15 protein-coding genes are annotated in these 16,239 nt (G+C 50.0%); 8 read left to right on the forward strand and 7 right to left on the reverse strand.

What is annotated here, in order from left to right; genetic code table 11:
- Positions 1 to 10 precede the first annotated feature (10 nt).
- Positions 11 to 964 (forward strand): alpha/beta fold hydrolase, encoded by a 954-nt coding sequence (locus tag ACSVDI_RS06870; protein ID WP_457945545.1) that lies wholly within the window; start codon positions 11 to 13, stop codon positions 962 to 964.
- 312 nt (positions 965 to 1,276) lie between these two features.
- Complete coding sequence (locus tag ACSVDI_RS06875; protein ID WP_457945546.1) at positions 1,277 to 2,116, forward strand: glycerophosphodiester phosphodiesterase family protein; 840 nt, start codon at positions 1,277 to 1,279, stop codon at positions 2,114 to 2,116.
- A 154-nt stretch (positions 2,117 to 2,270) separates the two neighbouring features.
- Here the strand turns inward: ACSVDI_RS06875 and ACSVDI_RS06880 are convergent, their stop codons facing one another.
- From ACSVDI_RS06880 to metF, 4 genes are read right to left on the reverse strand one after another with little or no spacing between them, the layout of a single operon-like run.
- A complete protein-coding gene (locus ACSVDI_RS06880) occupies positions 2,271 to 3,026 on the reverse strand; it encodes a hypothetical protein (protein WP_457945547.1) in 756 nt (251 codons plus the stop codon).
- Positions 3,027 to 3,038: 12 nt separating this feature from the next.
- Complete coding sequence (locus tag ACSVDI_RS06885) at positions 3,039 to 5,429, reverse strand: homocysteine S-methyltransferase family protein (protein ID WP_457945548.1); 2,391 nt, start codon at positions 5,427 to 5,429, stop codon at positions 3,039 to 3,041.
- A 4-nt stretch (positions 5,430 to 5,433) separates the two neighbouring features.
- Positions 5,434 to 6,102: a vitamin B12 dependent-methionine synthase activation domain-containing protein gene (locus tag ACSVDI_RS06890; RefSeq protein ID WP_457945549.1), complete on the reverse strand. Its 669-nt coding sequence runs from the start codon at positions 6,100 to 6,102 to the stop codon at positions 5,434 to 5,436.
- Entirely contained in the window at positions 6,099 to 6,962 is an 864-nt protein-coding gene (gene metF / locus ACSVDI_RS06895; RefSeq protein ID WP_457945550.1) for a methylenetetrahydrofolate reductase [NAD(P)H], read from the reverse strand. The genes ACSVDI_RS06890 and metF overlap by 4 nt, the downstream gene beginning before the upstream one ends.
- Before the next feature lie 358 nt (positions 6,963 to 7,320).
- Between metF and ACSVDI_RS06900 the strand changes: the two genes are divergently transcribed.
- Positions 7,321 to 7,884: a GNAT family N-acetyltransferase gene (locus ACSVDI_RS06900; protein ID WP_457945551.1), complete on the forward strand. Its 564-nt coding sequence runs from the start codon at positions 7,321 to 7,323 to the stop codon at positions 7,882 to 7,884.
- Here the strand turns inward: ACSVDI_RS06900 and ACSVDI_RS06905 are convergent.
- Entirely contained in the window at positions 7,829 to 8,521 is a 693-nt protein-coding gene (locus ACSVDI_RS06905) for a DUF554 domain-containing protein (RefSeq protein ID WP_457945552.1), read from the reverse strand. The genes ACSVDI_RS06900 and ACSVDI_RS06905 overlap by 56 nt on opposite strands.
- Before the next feature lie 130 nt (positions 8,522 to 8,651).
- On the opposite strand from ACSVDI_RS06905, the gene ACSVDI_RS06910 reads away from it, so the two are divergent.
- From ACSVDI_RS06910 to ACSVDI_RS06920, 3 genes are all read left to right on the forward strand, one after another.
- Complete coding sequence (locus ACSVDI_RS06910) at positions 8,652 to 9,302, forward strand: HAD family hydrolase (protein ID WP_457945553.1); 651 nt, start codon at positions 8,652 to 8,654, stop codon at positions 9,300 to 9,302.
- Positions 9,303 to 9,437: 135 nt separating this feature from the next.
- Positions 9,438 to 9,875 carry a YaiI/YqxD family protein gene (locus ACSVDI_RS06915; RefSeq protein WP_457945554.1) on the forward strand — a complete coding sequence of 146 codons (438 nt, stop codon included), beginning with the start codon at positions 9,438 to 9,440 and terminating at the stop codon, positions 9,873 to 9,875.
- A 148-nt stretch (positions 9,876 to 10,023) separates the two neighbouring features.
- Positions 10,024 to 11,439 carry an NAD(P)/FAD-dependent oxidoreductase gene (locus tag ACSVDI_RS06920; RefSeq protein WP_457945555.1) on the forward strand — a complete coding sequence of 472 codons (1,416 nt, stop codon included), beginning with the start codon at positions 10,024 to 10,026 and terminating at the stop codon, positions 11,437 to 11,439.
- Between the two features lie 65 nt (positions 11,440 to 11,504).
- Here ACSVDI_RS06920 and ACSVDI_RS06925 read toward each other — a convergent pair whose 3' ends face one another.
- The gene (locus ACSVDI_RS06925; RefSeq protein WP_457945556.1) at positions 11,505 to 12,218 is read right to left on the reverse strand and encodes an SGNH/GDSL hydrolase family protein; all 714 of its coding nucleotides are present in this window, start codon (positions 12,216 to 12,218) and stop codon (positions 11,505 to 11,507) included.
- A gap of 320 nt (positions 12,219 to 12,538) precedes the next feature.
- Between ACSVDI_RS06925 and ACSVDI_RS06930 the strand changes: the two genes are divergently transcribed.
- Positions 12,539 to 13,960, forward strand: coding sequence for an IS1182 family transposase (locus tag ACSVDI_RS06930; RefSeq protein WP_457941925.1), 1,422 nt, complete (start codon positions 12,539 to 12,541; stop codon positions 13,958 to 13,960).
- 108 nt (positions 13,961 to 14,068) lie between these two features.
- On the opposite strand, the gene ACSVDI_RS06935 is transcribed toward ACSVDI_RS06930, so the two are convergent.
- A complete protein-coding gene (locus ACSVDI_RS06935) occupies positions 14,069 to 15,061 on the reverse strand; it encodes an asparaginase (RefSeq protein WP_457945557.1) in 993 nt (330 codons plus the stop codon).
- A 337-nt stretch (positions 15,062 to 15,398) separates the two neighbouring features.
- Here ACSVDI_RS06935 and ACSVDI_RS06940 point away from each other — a divergent pair, with 337 nt between their 5' ends.
- Complete coding sequence (locus tag ACSVDI_RS06940; RefSeq protein ID WP_457945558.1) at positions 15,399 to 16,064, forward strand: M48 family metallopeptidase; 666 nt, start codon at positions 15,399 to 15,401, stop codon at positions 16,062 to 16,064.
- Positions 16,065 to 16,239: the final 175 nt, after the last annotated feature.

Consider the following 16,239-nt stretch of genomic DNA (forward strand, 5'->3'; position numbering starts at 1 on the left):
AGCGTTTAGAATGAATATTTTGCAGAGGGAAATCACCTTTGAATCCTGTGTAAAGGGAGAAAATATCTTCGTCCGGATTGCGGAACCCGAGGAGCGCAGGGATATCAAAGGTGTGGTGCAAATTGCCCATGGCATGGCGGAGCATAGCCTTTTATACACGGATTTTATGAAATTCTTGGCTTCTCAAGGATATTTCGTTGCGGCCAACGATCATCTTGGGCATGGAAAAACGCTTTCTCCCGGGGGTGTGTCCGGCTATTTCGGGCCGGGTGGTGTGGAAAACCTGATTCGGGATATGCACCATCTTTATGAGCTGATTCATGCGCAGTACGGCAACGTTCCGTATTACCTGCTCGGCCACAGCATGGGTTCGTTCCTGGCGCGCAGCTATACGGCGCGGTATGGAAAGGAACTGGACGGCGCCATTTACATAGGCACTTGCGGCAGCACGGGCGGCGTGGTTTATGCGGCGGAGCTGTTGCTGGCCGACTTTCTAGTTCGCAAAAAAGGCCCCAAGGGTCACGACCCCATTTTTGCCAAATTGTCCACACAGCGGTACAATCAGGCGTTTCAACCGGTACGGACACCGAACGACTGGATTTCGCGCGACCGCGAACAGGTCGATTTTTACACAAACGATCCACTTTGCGGTTTTGATATGACGGTTTCTGGCTACCGCGATATTGTCGCACTTCAGAAAGAAATTGGATCCCGAGCATGGTACCGCGCGGTTCCGGATATTCCTCTGTTAATCCTATCCGGGGATCAAGACCCTGTGGGTGGATTCGGCAAGGGTGTTCGACAGGTTGCAAAACGGCTGAAAAAAACCGGCCACAACGTGAAGCTGGTTTTGTACCTAAACGCACGGCACGCGATTTTGACGGAAACCAATAAAGACGAGGTTTATCAGGAAGTGCTGAACTTTTTACATTCCTGCGGGCAGCGGGAAAAAACAGCAGTGTAAAAACATCCGTACCGGTTTTTTCGGCCGGTACGGATGTTTTTGTTTCCCCGGAGCCATTCCGGGGTGATCATTATGTTCCTCTTCAGCTACATTTTTATTTTATGCAGGAACCCCTTAAAATTTTCCTGTGAAAAGAGTTACAATTTCTGGAATTTATTTTGTGCGGGGATATTAAAATTGAGTTAAATCGAGAATACGGAGGCTATTAGAGGAGATTTCCTTATATTACTATGCTTTTTGTGAAACACGGCGGTAGCAGACCACTTCCGCTTGCTGACAGCCGGAAAGCTTTTCCTATGGAGGATGATAATATTGCAGACTTTTTGGACGATTCTTAGTGTGCTTTTGTTTCTTTTCGCTTTGTGGGTGCTTGCCATTGCCCCACGTACTAGAAATAAGCCGGATTTAACCCCGTTTAGGGGGTGGTATTACGCGCATCGCGGCTGCTACCGAAAAGACCAGACCATTCCGGAAAATTCCCTGCCCGGTTTTGCCCGCGCGGTGGAAGAAAAATTCGGCGTTGAACTGGATGTACACCTGACCAAAGACGGAAAGCTGGCGGTGCTGCACGACGAAAACCTAAAACGCATGTGCGGCGTGGAAATTAATTTGGCTTTCCTTAACAGTTGGGAGCTGAAAAAGTATAAGCTGAACGGAACCGAAAACACCATTCCGCTTTTTTTAGACGTGCTTCCGGTGATTCACGGAAAAGTACCCATGATTATTGAGGTCAAACCCTATGGCGGGAACATCGGCACCCTATGTGAGCAGCTCTGCCGGGAGCTGGAAGGGTACAGTGGCCTTTACGGTATTGAATCGTTTGATCCGCGCGTGTTGATGTGGTTTAAAAGGCATCGTCCTGAAATTGTCCGCGGTCAGCTTGCCATGAAGCCTTCGCGTTACCGCGGCGCTGTGTTGCCGGTCACCGCGTTTGCTGCAGGAAATTTGCTGATGAACTTTTTGACGCGGCCGGATTTTATCGCTTACTGCGTGGAAGACCGGAAAAACCTCAGTTTCTGTCTGTGCAAACTGATATACGGGGTACAGGAGTTTGCCTGGACAGTACGGAATCCGTGGCAGGCGAGGAAAGTAACGAATAGCGGCGGTCTTGTCATTTTCGAATACTTTGACCCCAGAGCCTGTTTGAAATAGTGTGGATCCTCTCATTATAAAATCAGAAATAAAGCTAACTCAAACTTGTTTTAGTAAGCGAAACGGTGGGAATTGGTTTCTCCGTGAACGAAAAGCACAGGTGCCACAGTAAGGATTTCATGCTGCGGCACCTGTGTTTTTTCGTCTAATTTTTCTATTTGCTGGGAATAAGCTGAACGGTTCCTCCCGAAACGGTAATGGAGGTTCCAACGTCGAGCAGAAGATTTTTGAATCCCTTTTCGAAGTCTTTTCCCTGCGCGTTCAGCGTTTCATGGCACACAGCGCCTTCGCTGTCGGAATCGAATTTCACGATGCCGTTTAACGCGGTAACGTCGTAGACGCCGTCTTCCAGCTGTTCCCCGACCCGGTAGGTTCCGCTGCCGAGGGTCACGGTTTTTGTCGCGGTGTTTTCACGTTCCGATAATTCGGCGGTATCTGCCGCGTCGCTTTCAATCCGAATTCTTAATCCGGTAATGGAGAGAGCTTCTCCCAGCGGAAGGTCCACCTTCTGAAGCTGCTTTGTTCCGTTTATGCCGAGGGCTTCCGTTTTTCCTCCGCCGGAAGGAGAAGTGTAGTAGACTTGTCCGTTTCCGTCCAGCACGGTAATATTGTAGGTGCCAGCTGGAAAGTCAATTCCGGGCGTGTAATATCCGCCGATGAACTCCGCCTGATAGGGCTTGCCAACGGCAACGCTGGAACTGGGAACGGAAGCGGAAGAAGAGGAAACCGGCACGGAGCCTGTGGAGGGCGTTTCCGTCCCGTTTACTGGAAGGAACAAGGCGAGAACAAAAAACGCCAGTGCGGCCAGAACGCCGAACACCATGGATTTCTTTGGCTTTTTTCTTCCAAACAGGACGAACCACACGGCACAGCAAAGGATTCCGACAATACCGATTATTTTTAATGCCATCCTATCCGCTCCTCACACAGCAGGGTCAGTCTGCGCATCCCGCTGAAACAGGGTGTTTGCGTAGCGCACGGCCGCCATAGCATCCTTTGCGTACTGGTCGGCGTGAATCATTTCGGCGTATTCGGGTGTAAGAACCGCTCCGCCAACCATGATTTTACAGCCCGGCGCGCTTTGATGAAGCTGTCGGATGGTTTCCGCCATATTGGTCACCGTTGTTGTCATCAGGGCGCTTAACCCGACCAGCTTTACCTTGTTTTGAACGGCAGTCTCTACGACCCGCTCCGGTGGAACGTCTTTTCCAAGGTCGATTACGTCATAGCTGTAATTTTCAAGAAGGACCTTCACAATATTTTTGCCGATATCGTGAATATCTCCTTTTACGGTTGCAAGGATGATTTTATCCTTTTTTACATTGCCGCCCGCCCCGCCGAGTTTCCCACGAATGGCATCAAAGGCCGCCTTGGCAGCTTCCGCACTCATCAAAAGCTGCGGAAGAAAGAGCGTTCCTTTTTCAAAATCGATGCCGACCCGGTCGAGCGCGGGAATCAGCTGGGTGTTGATGATTTCCAGCGGTGGCAGGGTGGCCAACAGCTTTTCCGCGGCGGCGTATGCGCTTTCTTTTAAGCCTTTGATAATGGCGTCGAACAAGGTCAGTTCGGTGCCGGTGGGGGCGGCTTCGATTTTCTGCCCCGCGTATTTTCCAATGTAAGCGGCGCACTGGTCATCGGCACCGGTCAGCGCACAGAAGGAGTAGTATGCGCTCATCATGCCCTGGGAACCGGGGTTCAAAATGGCGGCGTCAAGTCCGTTCTGCATTGCCATGGTGAAAAACGCGGCGTTGATGTTTTCCCGCTGCGGCAGTCCGAACGAAATATTCGAAACCCCAAGCGAAGTGTGCACACCGAGTTTTTCCCGAATCAGCCGTACCGCTTCCAGCGTAATAGCTGCATTTTCCTGTCCGGCGCTGATGGTCATGGCAAGCGGGTCCACAATAATATCTTTTCGGTCAAATCCATAAGCTTCGGCAGTCTGTACCACTTTTTCCGCAATGGCAAGCCGCCCCTGTGCCGTATCTGGAATTCCGTTTTCGTCCAGCGTCAGCGCAATCACCACGCCGCCGTATTTTTTTGCCAGCGGGAAAATTGTACGCATGGATTCCTCTTTGCCGTTCACCGAGTTGATGAGCGGTTTGCCGTTGTAAATGCGCAGCGCTGTTTCCATCGCCTCCGGGCTGGAGGTGTCAATTTGGAGCGGCAGGTCCACAACGGACTGCAGTTCTTCCACTGCGTGCCGCATCATGGAGGTTTCGTCTATTTCCGGCAGGCCAACGTTCACATCCAGAATATCTGCGCCGTTTTCCTGCTGGGTAATGCCTTCCCGCAAAATATAGTCGAGGTCATTTTCCCGCAGCGCCTGCTTTAAGCGAGATTTTCCCGTCGGGTTGATGCGTTCCCCAATCAGCACCGGCTTTTTCCCGAAAACCACCGCCTTGGCGTAAGAGGACACCACCGTGTGGCTGTGTCTGGTTAGCGGTGCGGGGGAAAGGCCGCGGCAGCGGGCCGTCATGGCCGCAATGTGCGCCGGGGTGGTTCCGCAGCAGCCGCCGATCATCCACGCGCCGCCCCGCACGATTTCCTCCATTTTTTCCGCAAATTCCGCTGGTGTTACGTCAAACACGGTATTTCCATCCACGCTGCGGGGCAGTCCAGCGTTCGGGTTCACAATGACCGGAAGGGAGCACCAGCGTTTCAGTTCCGGCAGCAGCTGCAGCATTTGCACCGGGCCGAGCCCGCAGTTCAAGCCGATGGCGTCTACGCCAAGCCCTTCCAGCAGCGCAACCGCAGAAGCAATGTCACCGCCGGTCAGCAGTTTTCCGTTTTCATCGAACACCATGGTAACGAACACGGGCAGTTTCGTATTCTCCTTTGCGGCAAGTACGGCTGCTTTACATTCGTATGTGTCGCTCATGGTTTCAATTAGGATGAAATCGGCTCCGGATTTTTCCCCGGCTTCCGCCAGTTCCTGAAATAATCCATAGGCCTGTTCAAAGCTGAGGTTACCCAGCGGTTTCATCAGTTTTCCAGTTGGTCCAATGTCCATGCCCACCAAAGCGCCGGTTCCTTCGGCCGCCTTTTGAGCGATTTTTACTGCGGAGGATACCACTTCCTCCACGGTATGTCCGGTGCCGTTCAGCTTCAGGGCGTTGGCGCCGAACGTGTTCGTTTTCAGCAGGTTTGCACCCGCAGACAGATATTTTTGATGAACTTCTGCAATGATTTCGGGGTGGGTTATGTTCCACAGTTCCGGTAGTTCGCCCGGTTTCAGCCCATTTTCCTGCAGCAGTGTTCCCATTGCTCCGTCAAAAAACAGCAGTTGCTTTCCAAGCTTGTCCAATGGATTCAAGAGATCAGTCCTTTCTGAACGGGCAGTTTATCGATTTGCACTCCATACACTTGGCAATATGGCAGCTTTTTGCTTCTTTGGTCAGGCCGATGACGGCGGTCACGGATTTGGACGGGGCCAGCATGAAGCTGTCCGTCATGGTTAGGCCGATTTTTTTCGGCGCGTCTAATATCCCCAACAGGTCGGCCTGATGCCGAATGTCAAAATCACCGTAACCGGGACTGTAGCGTGGGCGCAGATAAAGCCCTTCGGGTTTTATTTGGTCGGACAATTTTCCGCACACAAAGTCGCAGTAGCTTTCTACATAGGCGGCCCCACAGGCATGCAGAATAACCGCTCGGGCCATATCGGTTTTGGCGTACCGCCTTTGCAGCGTATCCGCCGGCGTGCCGAGCGTTGCGGCGAACAGCACCGCTTCCATGCAGCCTTTCAGGTGTTCGCTCAGGTCACGGCTGCGGAACGTCACCCCGCTGATGGTTACGCTTCCGTCCTTCACTTCGGCCGGGAGCCGGCGCAGCAGGCTGCGGGGGGTAACGCAGCCTTCCAACTGGGCGGAACAGTCTTGAATCAAAGTCAGCGTTTCCGCGTCTGCGGGCTTTCCGCGGTACCCCAGGTAACGCAGAGCCGCGTTCGTGTCCACGGTAAAATTCTTATTCCTTAAATTTGACATCATTTGATAATTTCCGAAAGGTTCTCCATGATTTTCGCGGCAATATCCGGTTTGTTCATGGTGTAAATGTGGATGGCGGTTACACCGTTTGAAATCAGGTCGATGATTTGCTCGGTCGCATAGGCGATACCGGCCTGCTTCATAGCGCTGGGTTTGTCGGCAAACTTATCGACAATCGCCTTAAAGCGCGGCGGCAGCTCCGTGCCGGAAAGGGCGGTAATCCGTTTGATCTGCTTGCTGTTGGTAACCGGCATAATGCCTGCCACCACGGGAATGTGAATTCCCTTGCTTAAAATCCGATAAAGAAAATTATAAAAAATATTGTTGTCAAAAAACATCTGGGTGGTCAGAAAGTCGCATCCGCTTTCCACTTTCTGCTTTAAATGGTCGATGTCATCTTCCTTGTGCTCGCATTCCACGTGCCCTTCGGGGTAACAGGCCGCACCGATGCAGAAATCGCCGTAGGCGTGAATTTCTTCAATCAGTTCGCTGGCATAATGGTAATGAGCCGGAGAAGGAAAATCCGCGTTCTGAGGAATATCTCCCCGCAGCGCCAGTATATTTTCAATACGATTTGCTTTCAGTTCATCCAATACGCGCACGACCTGCTCTTTTGTGGATGATACGCAGGAAAGGTGCGCCAGCGCCGGAACGCCGTTTCGCTGGATTTCTGCTGCGATTTTCACCGTGTTTTGGGAGGTGCCCCCACCTGCTCCGTAAGTAACGCTCATGTAAGCGGGGTTTAGCTGTGCAATATCGTGAACGACTTGCTGTACTTGTGCAATGTCCGTGCCCTGCTTTGGGGGGAACAATTCGCAGGAAACCGTGACTTTCCCACTGTTTAATAAAGTATCGATTCTCATTTAATTCATCCTTCGTCCTGAAAGGCTAATTTTACAGTTTACCGCTTTATTATATCAAATTTCACCGAACAAGAAAAGAACTTCAATCTATAGTAAATAGATATATAATGATATAAATAAAAAATATAGCGGCGTGCGGTTTTTCTCTTTTGGTTTCGTGACATTGACTGAAAACAGTAGAATTTCTCTGTGAAAATTCACTGCCACTTTTTGAATAATACTTGTGACTCAACATTTTTTGATTTATACTTGATTTATAAGAAACAATCTTCAAATACGGGTTAATCTGAGCAAAGAGGATGCCTTGGATTACCGCGGGACCCGATGGGTTCTATGGTAGATTAATTGGAGGGAAACCATGGCCAAAACCAAACGAAATTTCGACTGGTGTTTCCGCATGTGTACCCAAGCGGATTTAGATGCCGTCATGCGGCTGCAGGAAATTGTCTGCGCCGCGTTAGAGGACCCGGATTTGTTTGTTGCCACCGACCGGGAGGAAAATCGAACATACCTTGCCGCACCGAATTTTATTTTGGGCTGCTTTGACGGCGATGTGTTGGCTGCCTACTGCTCCTTTGTGGTTCCCGGCAATACTCCGGAAAATTATGCGCAAGACCTGGGCTGGCCCCCGGAAAAGGTCTGTGCCGCCGCAAAGCTGGACACCATCGTGGTACACCCGGCTTACCGCGGAAACGGTTTGCAGCGTGAGCTGATTGACCGGGCCCTGGCGCTGGCTGCACACACTCCCGGTGTTTCCACAGTGCTGACCACGGTGTCTCCGAAAAATCAATACAGCCTGCACAATGTGCAGGCTGCAGGTTTTTCCATATTGATGAGGAAACTAAAATACGGGGGAAAAGAGCGCTTTATTTTAGGCCGAGCGCTGTTTTTGCCCAATAATACAGAAACGGCAGAAAAATAGAGGGAAGCATGTTCCCAACCTTGATTTTTGTGACTTTCAGCATGTTCAGCCCGATGGCTATAATTAAAATTCCGCCGACCGCGGAAATTTCAGTGATCATCGTTTCAGTCAGGAATGCTTTCAGTGCGCCTGCCGCAAGCGTAATCAGTCCTTGATACAGAACGACCACGGCCGCGGAAAAAACGACGCCGAATCCGAGCGTAGAACTCAGAAAAATAGAGGTGATTCCGTCCAACACCGCTTTGGCGAACAGCGTCTGGTGATTGCCGGTCAGGCCACTTTCAATGGAGCCGACTATCGCCATGCTGCCTACGCAGAAAATCAGGCTGGAAGTGACAAACGCTTTTGCTACGCTACCGTCCGTGCTTTTGGTTTTTTGCCCCAGCAGCTGACCAAACCCTGCCAGCCGGTCTTCAATTTTTGCTGCTTCCCCTAAAATGCTGCCCAGAACAAGGGAGAAAATTAGTAAAAGCAAGTCGTTGGTTTTTATCGCGCTCAACATGCCGATGAGCAGTACGGACAGCGCAACGGCGTTCATAATGGTTTCCTGGTAATTTTTTCGAATTCCGCTTTTTAAAACGCAGCCAAGCCCTGTTCCGCACACAATGGCAAGCGCATTTACAATCGTTCCCAGCATGGACATCCTTCTTTTTTGGTTAATCTGTTTTCGCGGCGTCCGCTATGGCACACACCTTGATATGACACCTCAGCAGTATAGCATTTCACTGAAGCAGATGTCAACAAAGTTTGGAAGAAAGAGGTAAAATATGATTGAAGCAGTAATTTTTGATATGGACGGCGTGTTGTTTGATACGGAAAATATGACGTTGAAGCTATGGAAAAAGCTTTGTAAAGAAATGAACTGCGCAGACGTTACACAGCACCCAGAAGAATTTATGGGGATGAATTCTGACCAAATTCACAAGCATTTTTTGGATCGCTTCGGGGTTGATTTTCCCTATGAAGAATTCATGCGGCGCGGGAGAAAATATGCAGAGGAGGAAGTTCAGGCAAATGGTGTTCCGGTCAAGCCGGGGCTTTACAAGCTGTTGGACTATTTAAAGCAGAACGGTTTTCTGATTGCCGCGGCGTCCTCCACCAAACGAGTCACCGTGCTGCAATATTTTGAAAGCGCCGGAATCACCGGTTATTTCAACCGAATTATCTGTGGGGATATGGTCGAAAAGAGCAAACCCGATCCGGATATTTACCTGAAAGCCGCTTCCGCTTTGGGGGTGAACCCGCATTCCTGCATGGCAGTGGAAGATTCCCCGAATGGAATTGCTTCCGCATGGAGCGCCGGAATGAAAACGGTAATGGTGCCCGACCTTGTTCCGCCGAATCCGCGCCTGAATCAAATGCTGTATGCGTGCGTGCCGACACTGGCGGATATTATTCCGCTGCTGGAACGAGAATAGTCTATAGCGGATTGTCGTTTCGACAGCTGCCCTTCTGCACCGATGACAGCACTGCACTTTACTTCGTGTCGGTGTGAAGGCAGTGTTCTATATGCTTCTGGTTCCGTTTATCTTTGTCTGAAAGGTTGCAGGACGATGAAAATATTAGTGGATGCGGATGCCTGTCCGGTGAAAAAAATTATTGTCCGCCTCGCAAAGGAAAAGAAGCTTCCGGTTATCATGCTGATTGACACCAGTCACGTGCTGAATGACGGTTACAGTACAGTGATTACAGTGGACAAGGGGCGTGACAGCGCGGACATTCGCCTGGTGAATTTGATCGAACCGGGCGACGTGGTGGTAACTCAAGACTTCGGAGTGGCCGCAATGGCTCTTGCAAGGGAAGCGCACGCATTGAACCAGAACGGCATGGAATACAACAACGGCAATATGGACCGCCTGCTGTTCGAGCGGGCGCTCGGGCAGGAAATCCGCCGCGCCGGCGGAAGAACGGGCCATATCCGAAAACGGACCAAAGCAGACGACGCCGCATTTGAAGCTTCCTTTCGAAGAATCTTGGAGGAACGCGAATAGTTGGTGCTGCGGTACTATTTCCAAAATCCTATAAATCTTAATTGACATTTTATTTTTATATGTTATAATACTTCTGTTTTGCCCAAAGCCGGTAACACCAATCTTTTGGCGGCCGGCTTGAATATGGCAGCGAAAAAGGATGAATTGCATGTACGATTATGACGTGGTTGTAATCGGAGCAGGCCCCGCGGGTATTTTTACCGCGCTGGAGCTGGACAAACTTGCTCCGAACAAGAGGGTGCTTGTGGTGGATTCAGGCAGCGAAATTAAAAAGCGAGCTTGCCCGGCAAGAACTTCCGGCCAGTGCGCGCACTGCAAGACCTGTAATATTATGAACGGTTGGGCTGGCGCCGGCGCTTTTTCCGACGGAAAGCTGTCCCTTTCCGAAGATGTCGGCGGTAATATTACCGATTATATGTCGGTGGATGATGCGCGCGAGCTGATTCACTACACAGACGAAATCTACCTGAAATTCGGTGCTCCGGATCAGGTCTTTGGCCGCAGTGACAAATTCGCGGACAAAATCTCCTACGAGGCGCGCAAGGAAAATATCCGCCTGATTCCGTGCCCGGTGCGGCATATGGGAACGGAATACTCCTACCAAGTGTTAAGCAGAATGTACGACTATCTTTCCAGCCGCCCAAACTTTGAGTTCCGGGAGCGTACCACCGCGGATTCCATCGAGGTGGAGGACGGCAAGGCGCAGGGCGTATGGCTTGTGAACCGCCAAGGGGAGCGCACGTTGGTGCGCGCGCCCTATGTTGTCGCGGCACCTGGCCGAGGCGGCGCAGAATGGCTTTCCCGCATTGCCCGGGAAAACAATCTTCAAACAACCAATAATGAAGTAGATATCGGTGTGCGTGTTGAAGTTCCGAATTCGGTCATGGACCACCTGACCAAAAACCTTTACGAGGCTAAGCTGGTCTATTACTCCGATACGTTCGAGAATAAGGTTCGCACGTTCTGTATGAATCCGGGCGGAATTGTCAGCGAAGAGCACTACGACGGCGGCATCAACGGCGGCATTGCCGTTGTAAACGGCCATTCCTATGCGGATGAAGACAAACACAGCGAAAACACGAACTTTGCCATGCTCGTGTCCACCCGCTTTACGGAGCCTTTTAACCAGCCGATTGAATACGGCCGCTATATTGCGCAGCTTGGCAATATGCTGACCGGCGGCGGCATTATGGTGCAGCGCCTGGGGGACCTTTTGATGGGCAGACGCACCGACGCAACTCGGCTGAGCAAATCTACGACGATTCCTACGCTGAAAAACGCGGTGCCGGGCGACCTTTCCTTTGTGCTGCCGCACCGCCACCTGACCAGTATTGTGGAATCGCTTCGCGCATTCGATAAGCTGGCTCCGGGCCTTTATTCCAAGAATACGCTGTTGTACGGTGTAGAGGTTAAGTTCTATTCCTCCAAAGTTTCCGTATCCAAAAGCTTTGAAACGGCGATTCAAAACCTGTACGCCATCGGCGACGGCGCCGGAATTACCCGCGGCCTGATGCAGGCTTCGGTAACGGGCGTCGTGGTGGCCCGCAACATTGCGGAAAAATAAAGAAAAAGCAGAAATGAAAAAGCGGCGAGCCGGAAATCCGGTTCGCCGCTTTTTTGTGAAATTGATTAAGATGCAAACTGGGTGCGCAGCATCAGCTTTTCGGGGTGCGCGGTATAACGGGAGATTGTTTCCTCAATCAGCTTGTGCCCCTGCTCGTTCGGGTGAATCCCGTCTTCGCAGATATATTTCTGGTAGTTCCCAGCCTGAAGAAACGCGCTGCTGATGTCGATTAACGGAACCTGCTGCTGCAGCGCAAGCCGGCAGACGGCAAGATTATACATTTCATGCCAGCGGTAAATGTATTCCACGTCACCCAGAAATTTCAGGATATTCGCTTGGTTCAGTCCGCGGGAAATCCAGGCGAAATAGCGCTTGGCGTCGATGGGAGGGAGGGAAAGCAGCACCGGCCGGCCTCCGCAATTTTTCACGTTTTCAATCAGCTTGGCATATTGAAGCTCGAAGTCCTCCACCGGTGTTTTCGGAACATGGTGGGCGTCCGGCGCTTCCGAAACCTTCGTCCAGTCAAAATCGCAGTCGTTGCCGCCAAATTCCAGTACGGTAAAATCACTCCGGCTGACTTCGTTCAAATGCTTGTTCAGAATATCGCTGCCCTTTGTAACAGTGCAGCCGAATTTTGAGTAGTTGCTGATCATCATATTAGCAGCCCGCTCCAGTAAATGTACAAAGCTGTCTTTAATGATCATATATTTCTTTAAGGTGCTGTCGAATACAACACCCTTTGATACGGAATCGCCAAAAACGCAGATTGACTGTGTCATAACAGCACTCCTCTTAACTGTGATTATTTCATCTAGTATTAAATACTATATATCATAGAAGACAGTATGTCAATAGAAAAGCAGAATATTCATTGATTCTTTACAATGCGGTAAAAACATTCAGAACGGTGTTTTTCGTTGTTTGGTCTTGTTTCTTTTTTGCTTTTCCTTATTATTTCATTTTTTGATTCTAATAAACATAAATTTGTTGAAAAATAAAAGGGACACCGTAATTTGCGGTGTCCCAGCCTGTCGAAAAAGTTCAGCGAAAGCTGGGCTTTTTGGTTGTAAAATGGTAAAATAGAAGCAGGTGATGAAAGATGTTGGAACGAGAAAAACTGCGCAGAGATGCAGTTGAATTTGTGAATACAGATCTATTGGTGCCACAGGATCATCTGCTGCGAAAGATTGACGGAGCAGTAGATTTTAACCATATTTATGACTTTGTAGAAGCATTGTATTGTGAGTGCAACGGCCGTCCCAGTGTGGACCCGGTTGTCCTGTTTAAGATTGTTCTGATCCAGCATCTGTACGGAATTCCCTCTTTACGCCGGACAATGCAGGAAATCAATATGAATATCGCTTACCGGTGGTTTCTAGGATATACACTGAACGAGGAACTGCCGCATTTCTCCACTGTGAGTTACAATTTTAAGCACCGGTTCACAGAGGAAACTGTGGAACAGGTATTTTCGTGGATTTTGCAGGAGGCAAACTGCGCCGGATATTTGGAGCCGGAAGCAGTATTTGTAGATGGAACACATATCAAAGCAAACGCCAACATCAATAAGAAGATCAAAAAGGCAGTCCCTCAGGCTGCAAAGCGATATGCCTCAGAATTAATGGAAGAGGTTAACGCTGATCGGGAAGATCATGGGAAGAAGCCATTCGACAGTACTCCGAAACCGCCGAAGGAAAAAGAAATCACGGAGTCCAAAACAGACCCGGAAAGCGGGCTGTTTCAAAAGGGCGAACACAAGAAGTGCTTTGCCTACGAAGCGCATACTGCCTGCGACAAACATAATTTTATCCTTGGCGTTGAGGTGACTCCGGGAAACGTACACGACAGCGTGGCGTTTGATGCGGTCTATGACAAAGTGACGGAACGGTTTCCTGAAATTGAAACAGTGGTGGCGGACGCCGCATACAAAACGCCGCATATCTGCAAACGGGTGTTTGACGACGGGCGAGTACTTTCCACAGCATACAAGCGGCCAATGACCAAAGCGGGAAATCTGGAATGGTGGAAGTATGTATACGACGAATATTATGACTGTGTGATCTGCCCTGAATATCAGGTTCTGCATTATGCAACAACCAACCGTGAGGGATACCGGGAATACAAAAGCCGGAGTTACATCTGCGAAAAATGTCCATTCCGTTCTCGCTGCACCGAAAGTAAAAGCTGTACGAAAACCGTAACGCGGCATGTGTGGCAGGATTATGTGGAGCTTGCGGAAGATATCAGGCACACACCGAAATACAAAGAGCTTTACAAAAAACGAAAAGAAACCATTGAGCGTGTCTTCGCCGATGCAAAAGTGAAATATGGGATGCGGTACACGCTCTACCGGGGCTTAACTCAAGTGACGAATTGGGTTAAGCTTAAGTTTGCTGCCATGAATCTCAAAAAGCTGGCAATGTGGAAATGGAGGGATGGCCATCCCTCCGGGTTTTTATTGATTTTACTTTGCTTATTTTCCTATCCTGCATATTATCAAGAGAACCCATCCTTCGTTTAACCGCGTTGGATGGGTTCTTCGACAATCTGGGACACCGTAATTTGCGGTGTCCCTCTACGGGTTTGCGTATTGCTTTCGCTGGCCTGCGCCTGCCGCGCCCTTTCGGGCTTAAAGCTGGATTTCGCCCACATAGTTCGTGCTGAAGATTTTCCGAATTTCGTCCGGCTGCTCCGTTTTTCCAAGCGCCCACATCAGTTTGGTTACGGCGGCTTCGGTTGTCATATCAAACGCCTGCAGCACACCGCTTTCCAGTGCCTTTTTCCCAACCTGATAAATGGTAAAGTCGCTGCGCTCGTACAGGCATTGGCTGCAAACGACGACGGCGATTCCGCTTTCCACAATTTTCTGCAGCTTTGAAATCAAATCGCGCCGTACAAAATTCAGTCCGCCGGAGCCAAACGCTTCAATGACAATTCCCTTGTAGTTCATCTGAAGAAGCATGTCGAAAATTTCCGGGTTCAAGCCCGGGGTCAGTTTCACCAGAAAAACACCATTGCACAGGCGGTCTTCCAGCTCAAACGGACCATTCTGTACGGGCAGAACTTCATCGTTGAATTTCAGTCCGCCGGAATCGATTACTGCCGCACAAGGACAGTTCACGCTTTCAAACGCATCGAACGCCGTGGTTCGAACTTTTACTGCGCGGGTCCCAAGCATAATTTTGCGGTGGAACGCGACAAAAACACCCGCTTTGCCGCTTGCAGCCATGGCCAGAGCACAGCGCAGATTCTCTACCCCGTCCGTCAGAGGGTGGCCAATGGGCAGCTGCGAACCGGTTAGCACGACCGGCACCGGAATATTGCACAGCATAAAAGAGAGCACCGAGGCGGTGTAAGCCATGGTATCCGTCCCGTGCGTCAGAACAATGCCGTCGTAATTTTGGTAGTTGCGCGCGACGGCACGTGCCATGCATTGCCATTCCTCCGGCTGAATATTGGAACTATCCAGTTGGAACAGATTTTCTATCGTAATTTCATAATCGTTGGTTATGCCGTTTAGAAAAGCGGCTAACTTCTGACCATTTAATGAGGGGGCCAGTCCTTCCTCGGTCTGTTCCGAAGCAATGGTGCCCCCGGTTGTAATCAGAAGAATTTTTTTCATGATTGTTCGAACCTTTCCGAAGCGTATGTATTTACCTGAACCATCTTACCATCATTCGAATCCGAAGTAAATAAGCGAACTGGATTTTTCCGTCTTTTCATTGATGCATACCGGCTTGCTCTGTTTTGGCGGATGATATATGATGATAGGAAACTGTTCGAGTAAAGGGACAACCTTGGTTGGATTCGATTTGCACCAAACAGAAAAACAGCCGCTCTTTTTCCGGACATCCGTTGAACTTTTCCAGAAATCATATTACAATGAGCGTAACCAAATGTTCACCGGAAGATTCCGGCGGACCAAAACCCGGGATCATACGAAAGGACGGCCGGAAAGCTTGGAATATGAACTAATCCGCTCCAAACGAAAAACCATTGCTATTTGCATCGACCGCGAAGGCGGTGTTACAGTCCGGGCACCGTTGAATGCCCCGCAAAGCGCCATAGAACGCTTCCTCATGGAAAAGCAGGGATGGGTTTTGGCGAAATCCGCAGAAATGACAAAGCGCGCTCTGGAAAAGCAGGCATTCCGGTTTGAAAAGGGCTTTTTTCTGCCGCTTCTGGGGCTTGATTATCCGATTGAACCGGGACAGACGGTTTCCTTTGATGGAACCTTTTTTCATGTCCCAGTCGGGGATGCCAAAAGTGTTCGCCCACTGGTGGAGGAACTTTACAAAGAATTGGCCAGACGCTGGATTTTGCCGCGGGTTGCGTTTTACTCCTCCCACACCGGCTGGGTTCCGGCGGGGGTGCGCATTGGCACAGCAACTGCCGCATGGGGCTCCTGTTCCGGAAAGAACCGTCTGAATTTTACCTGGAAGCTGGTAGCGGCCGAACCCGATGTAATTGATTATGTGGTCGTTCATGAACTCGCGCATCTTCAGGAGCACAATCATTCTTCAAGATTTTGGCGCCTAGTGGAACAGGAACTGCCGGATTACCGTATTCGAAGAGCAAAATTAAGAATTCTGGAAGAAAAATTGCAGAAAACGGGTTTAAGTTAGCATATGCTAATTCCATTTTTCAACAAATCGTGGTATAATATAGTAACATCAGCGGAGGCTGATGCTGCATTGAGAAATTGCTGTGCGGCGCTTAGCGCCCCTTCCGCTTGACATCGGTATAGCTTTTCTATATCTAATGTTGGTTGGTTCAGCATCAGCAGAGGACCTTGAAGCA

The organism is Caproiciproducens sp. LBM24188, assembly GCF_054130445.1.

What these genes read in the sequence shown, in the direction of transcription:
- ACSVDI_RS06870 (WP_457945545.1), top strand. Translation starts at nt 11, where the DNA reads ATGAATATTTTGCAGAGGGAAATCACCTTTGAATCCTGTGTAAAGGGA.
- ACSVDI_RS06880 (WP_457945547.1), bottom strand. Translation starts at nt 3,026, where the DNA reads ATGGCATTAAAAATAATCGGTATTGTCGGAATCCTTTGCTGTGCCGTG.
- ACSVDI_RS06890 (WP_457945549.1), bottom strand. Translation starts at nt 6,102, where the DNA reads ATGATGTCAAATTTAAGGAATAAGAATTTTACCGTGGACACGAACGCG.
- metF (WP_457945550.1), bottom strand. Translation starts at nt 6,962, where the DNA reads ATGAGAATCGATACTTTATTAAACAGTGGGAAAGTCACGGTTTCCTGC.
- ACSVDI_RS06900 (WP_457945551.1), top strand. Translation starts at nt 7,321, where the DNA reads ATGGCCAAAACCAAACGAAATTTCGACTGGTGTTTCCGCATGTGTACC.
- ACSVDI_RS06905 (WP_457945552.1), bottom strand. Translation starts at nt 8,521, where the DNA reads ATGCTGGGAACGATTGTAAATGCGCTTGCCATTGTGTGCGGAACAGGG.
- ACSVDI_RS06910 (WP_457945553.1), top strand. Translation starts at nt 8,652, where the DNA reads ATGATTGAAGCAGTAATTTTTGATATGGACGGCGTGTTGTTTGATACG.
- ACSVDI_RS06915 (WP_457945554.1), top strand. Translation starts at nt 9,438, where the DNA reads ATGAAAATATTAGTGGATGCGGATGCCTGTCCGGTGAAAAAAATTATT.
- ACSVDI_RS06920 (WP_457945555.1), top strand. Translation starts at nt 10,024, where the DNA reads ATGTACGATTATGACGTGGTTGTAATCGGAGCAGGCCCCGCGGGTATT.
- ACSVDI_RS06925 (WP_457945556.1), bottom strand. Translation starts at nt 12,218, where the DNA reads ATGACACAGTCAATCTGCGTTTTTGGCGATTCCGTATCAAAGGGTGTT.
- ACSVDI_RS06930 (WP_457941925.1), top strand. Translation starts at nt 12,539, where the DNA reads ATGTTGGAACGAGAAAAACTGCGCAGAGATGCAGTTGAATTTGTGAAT.
- ACSVDI_RS06935 (WP_457945557.1), bottom strand. Translation starts at nt 15,061, where the DNA reads ATGAAAAAAATTCTTCTGATTACAACCGGGGGCACCATTGCTTCGGAA.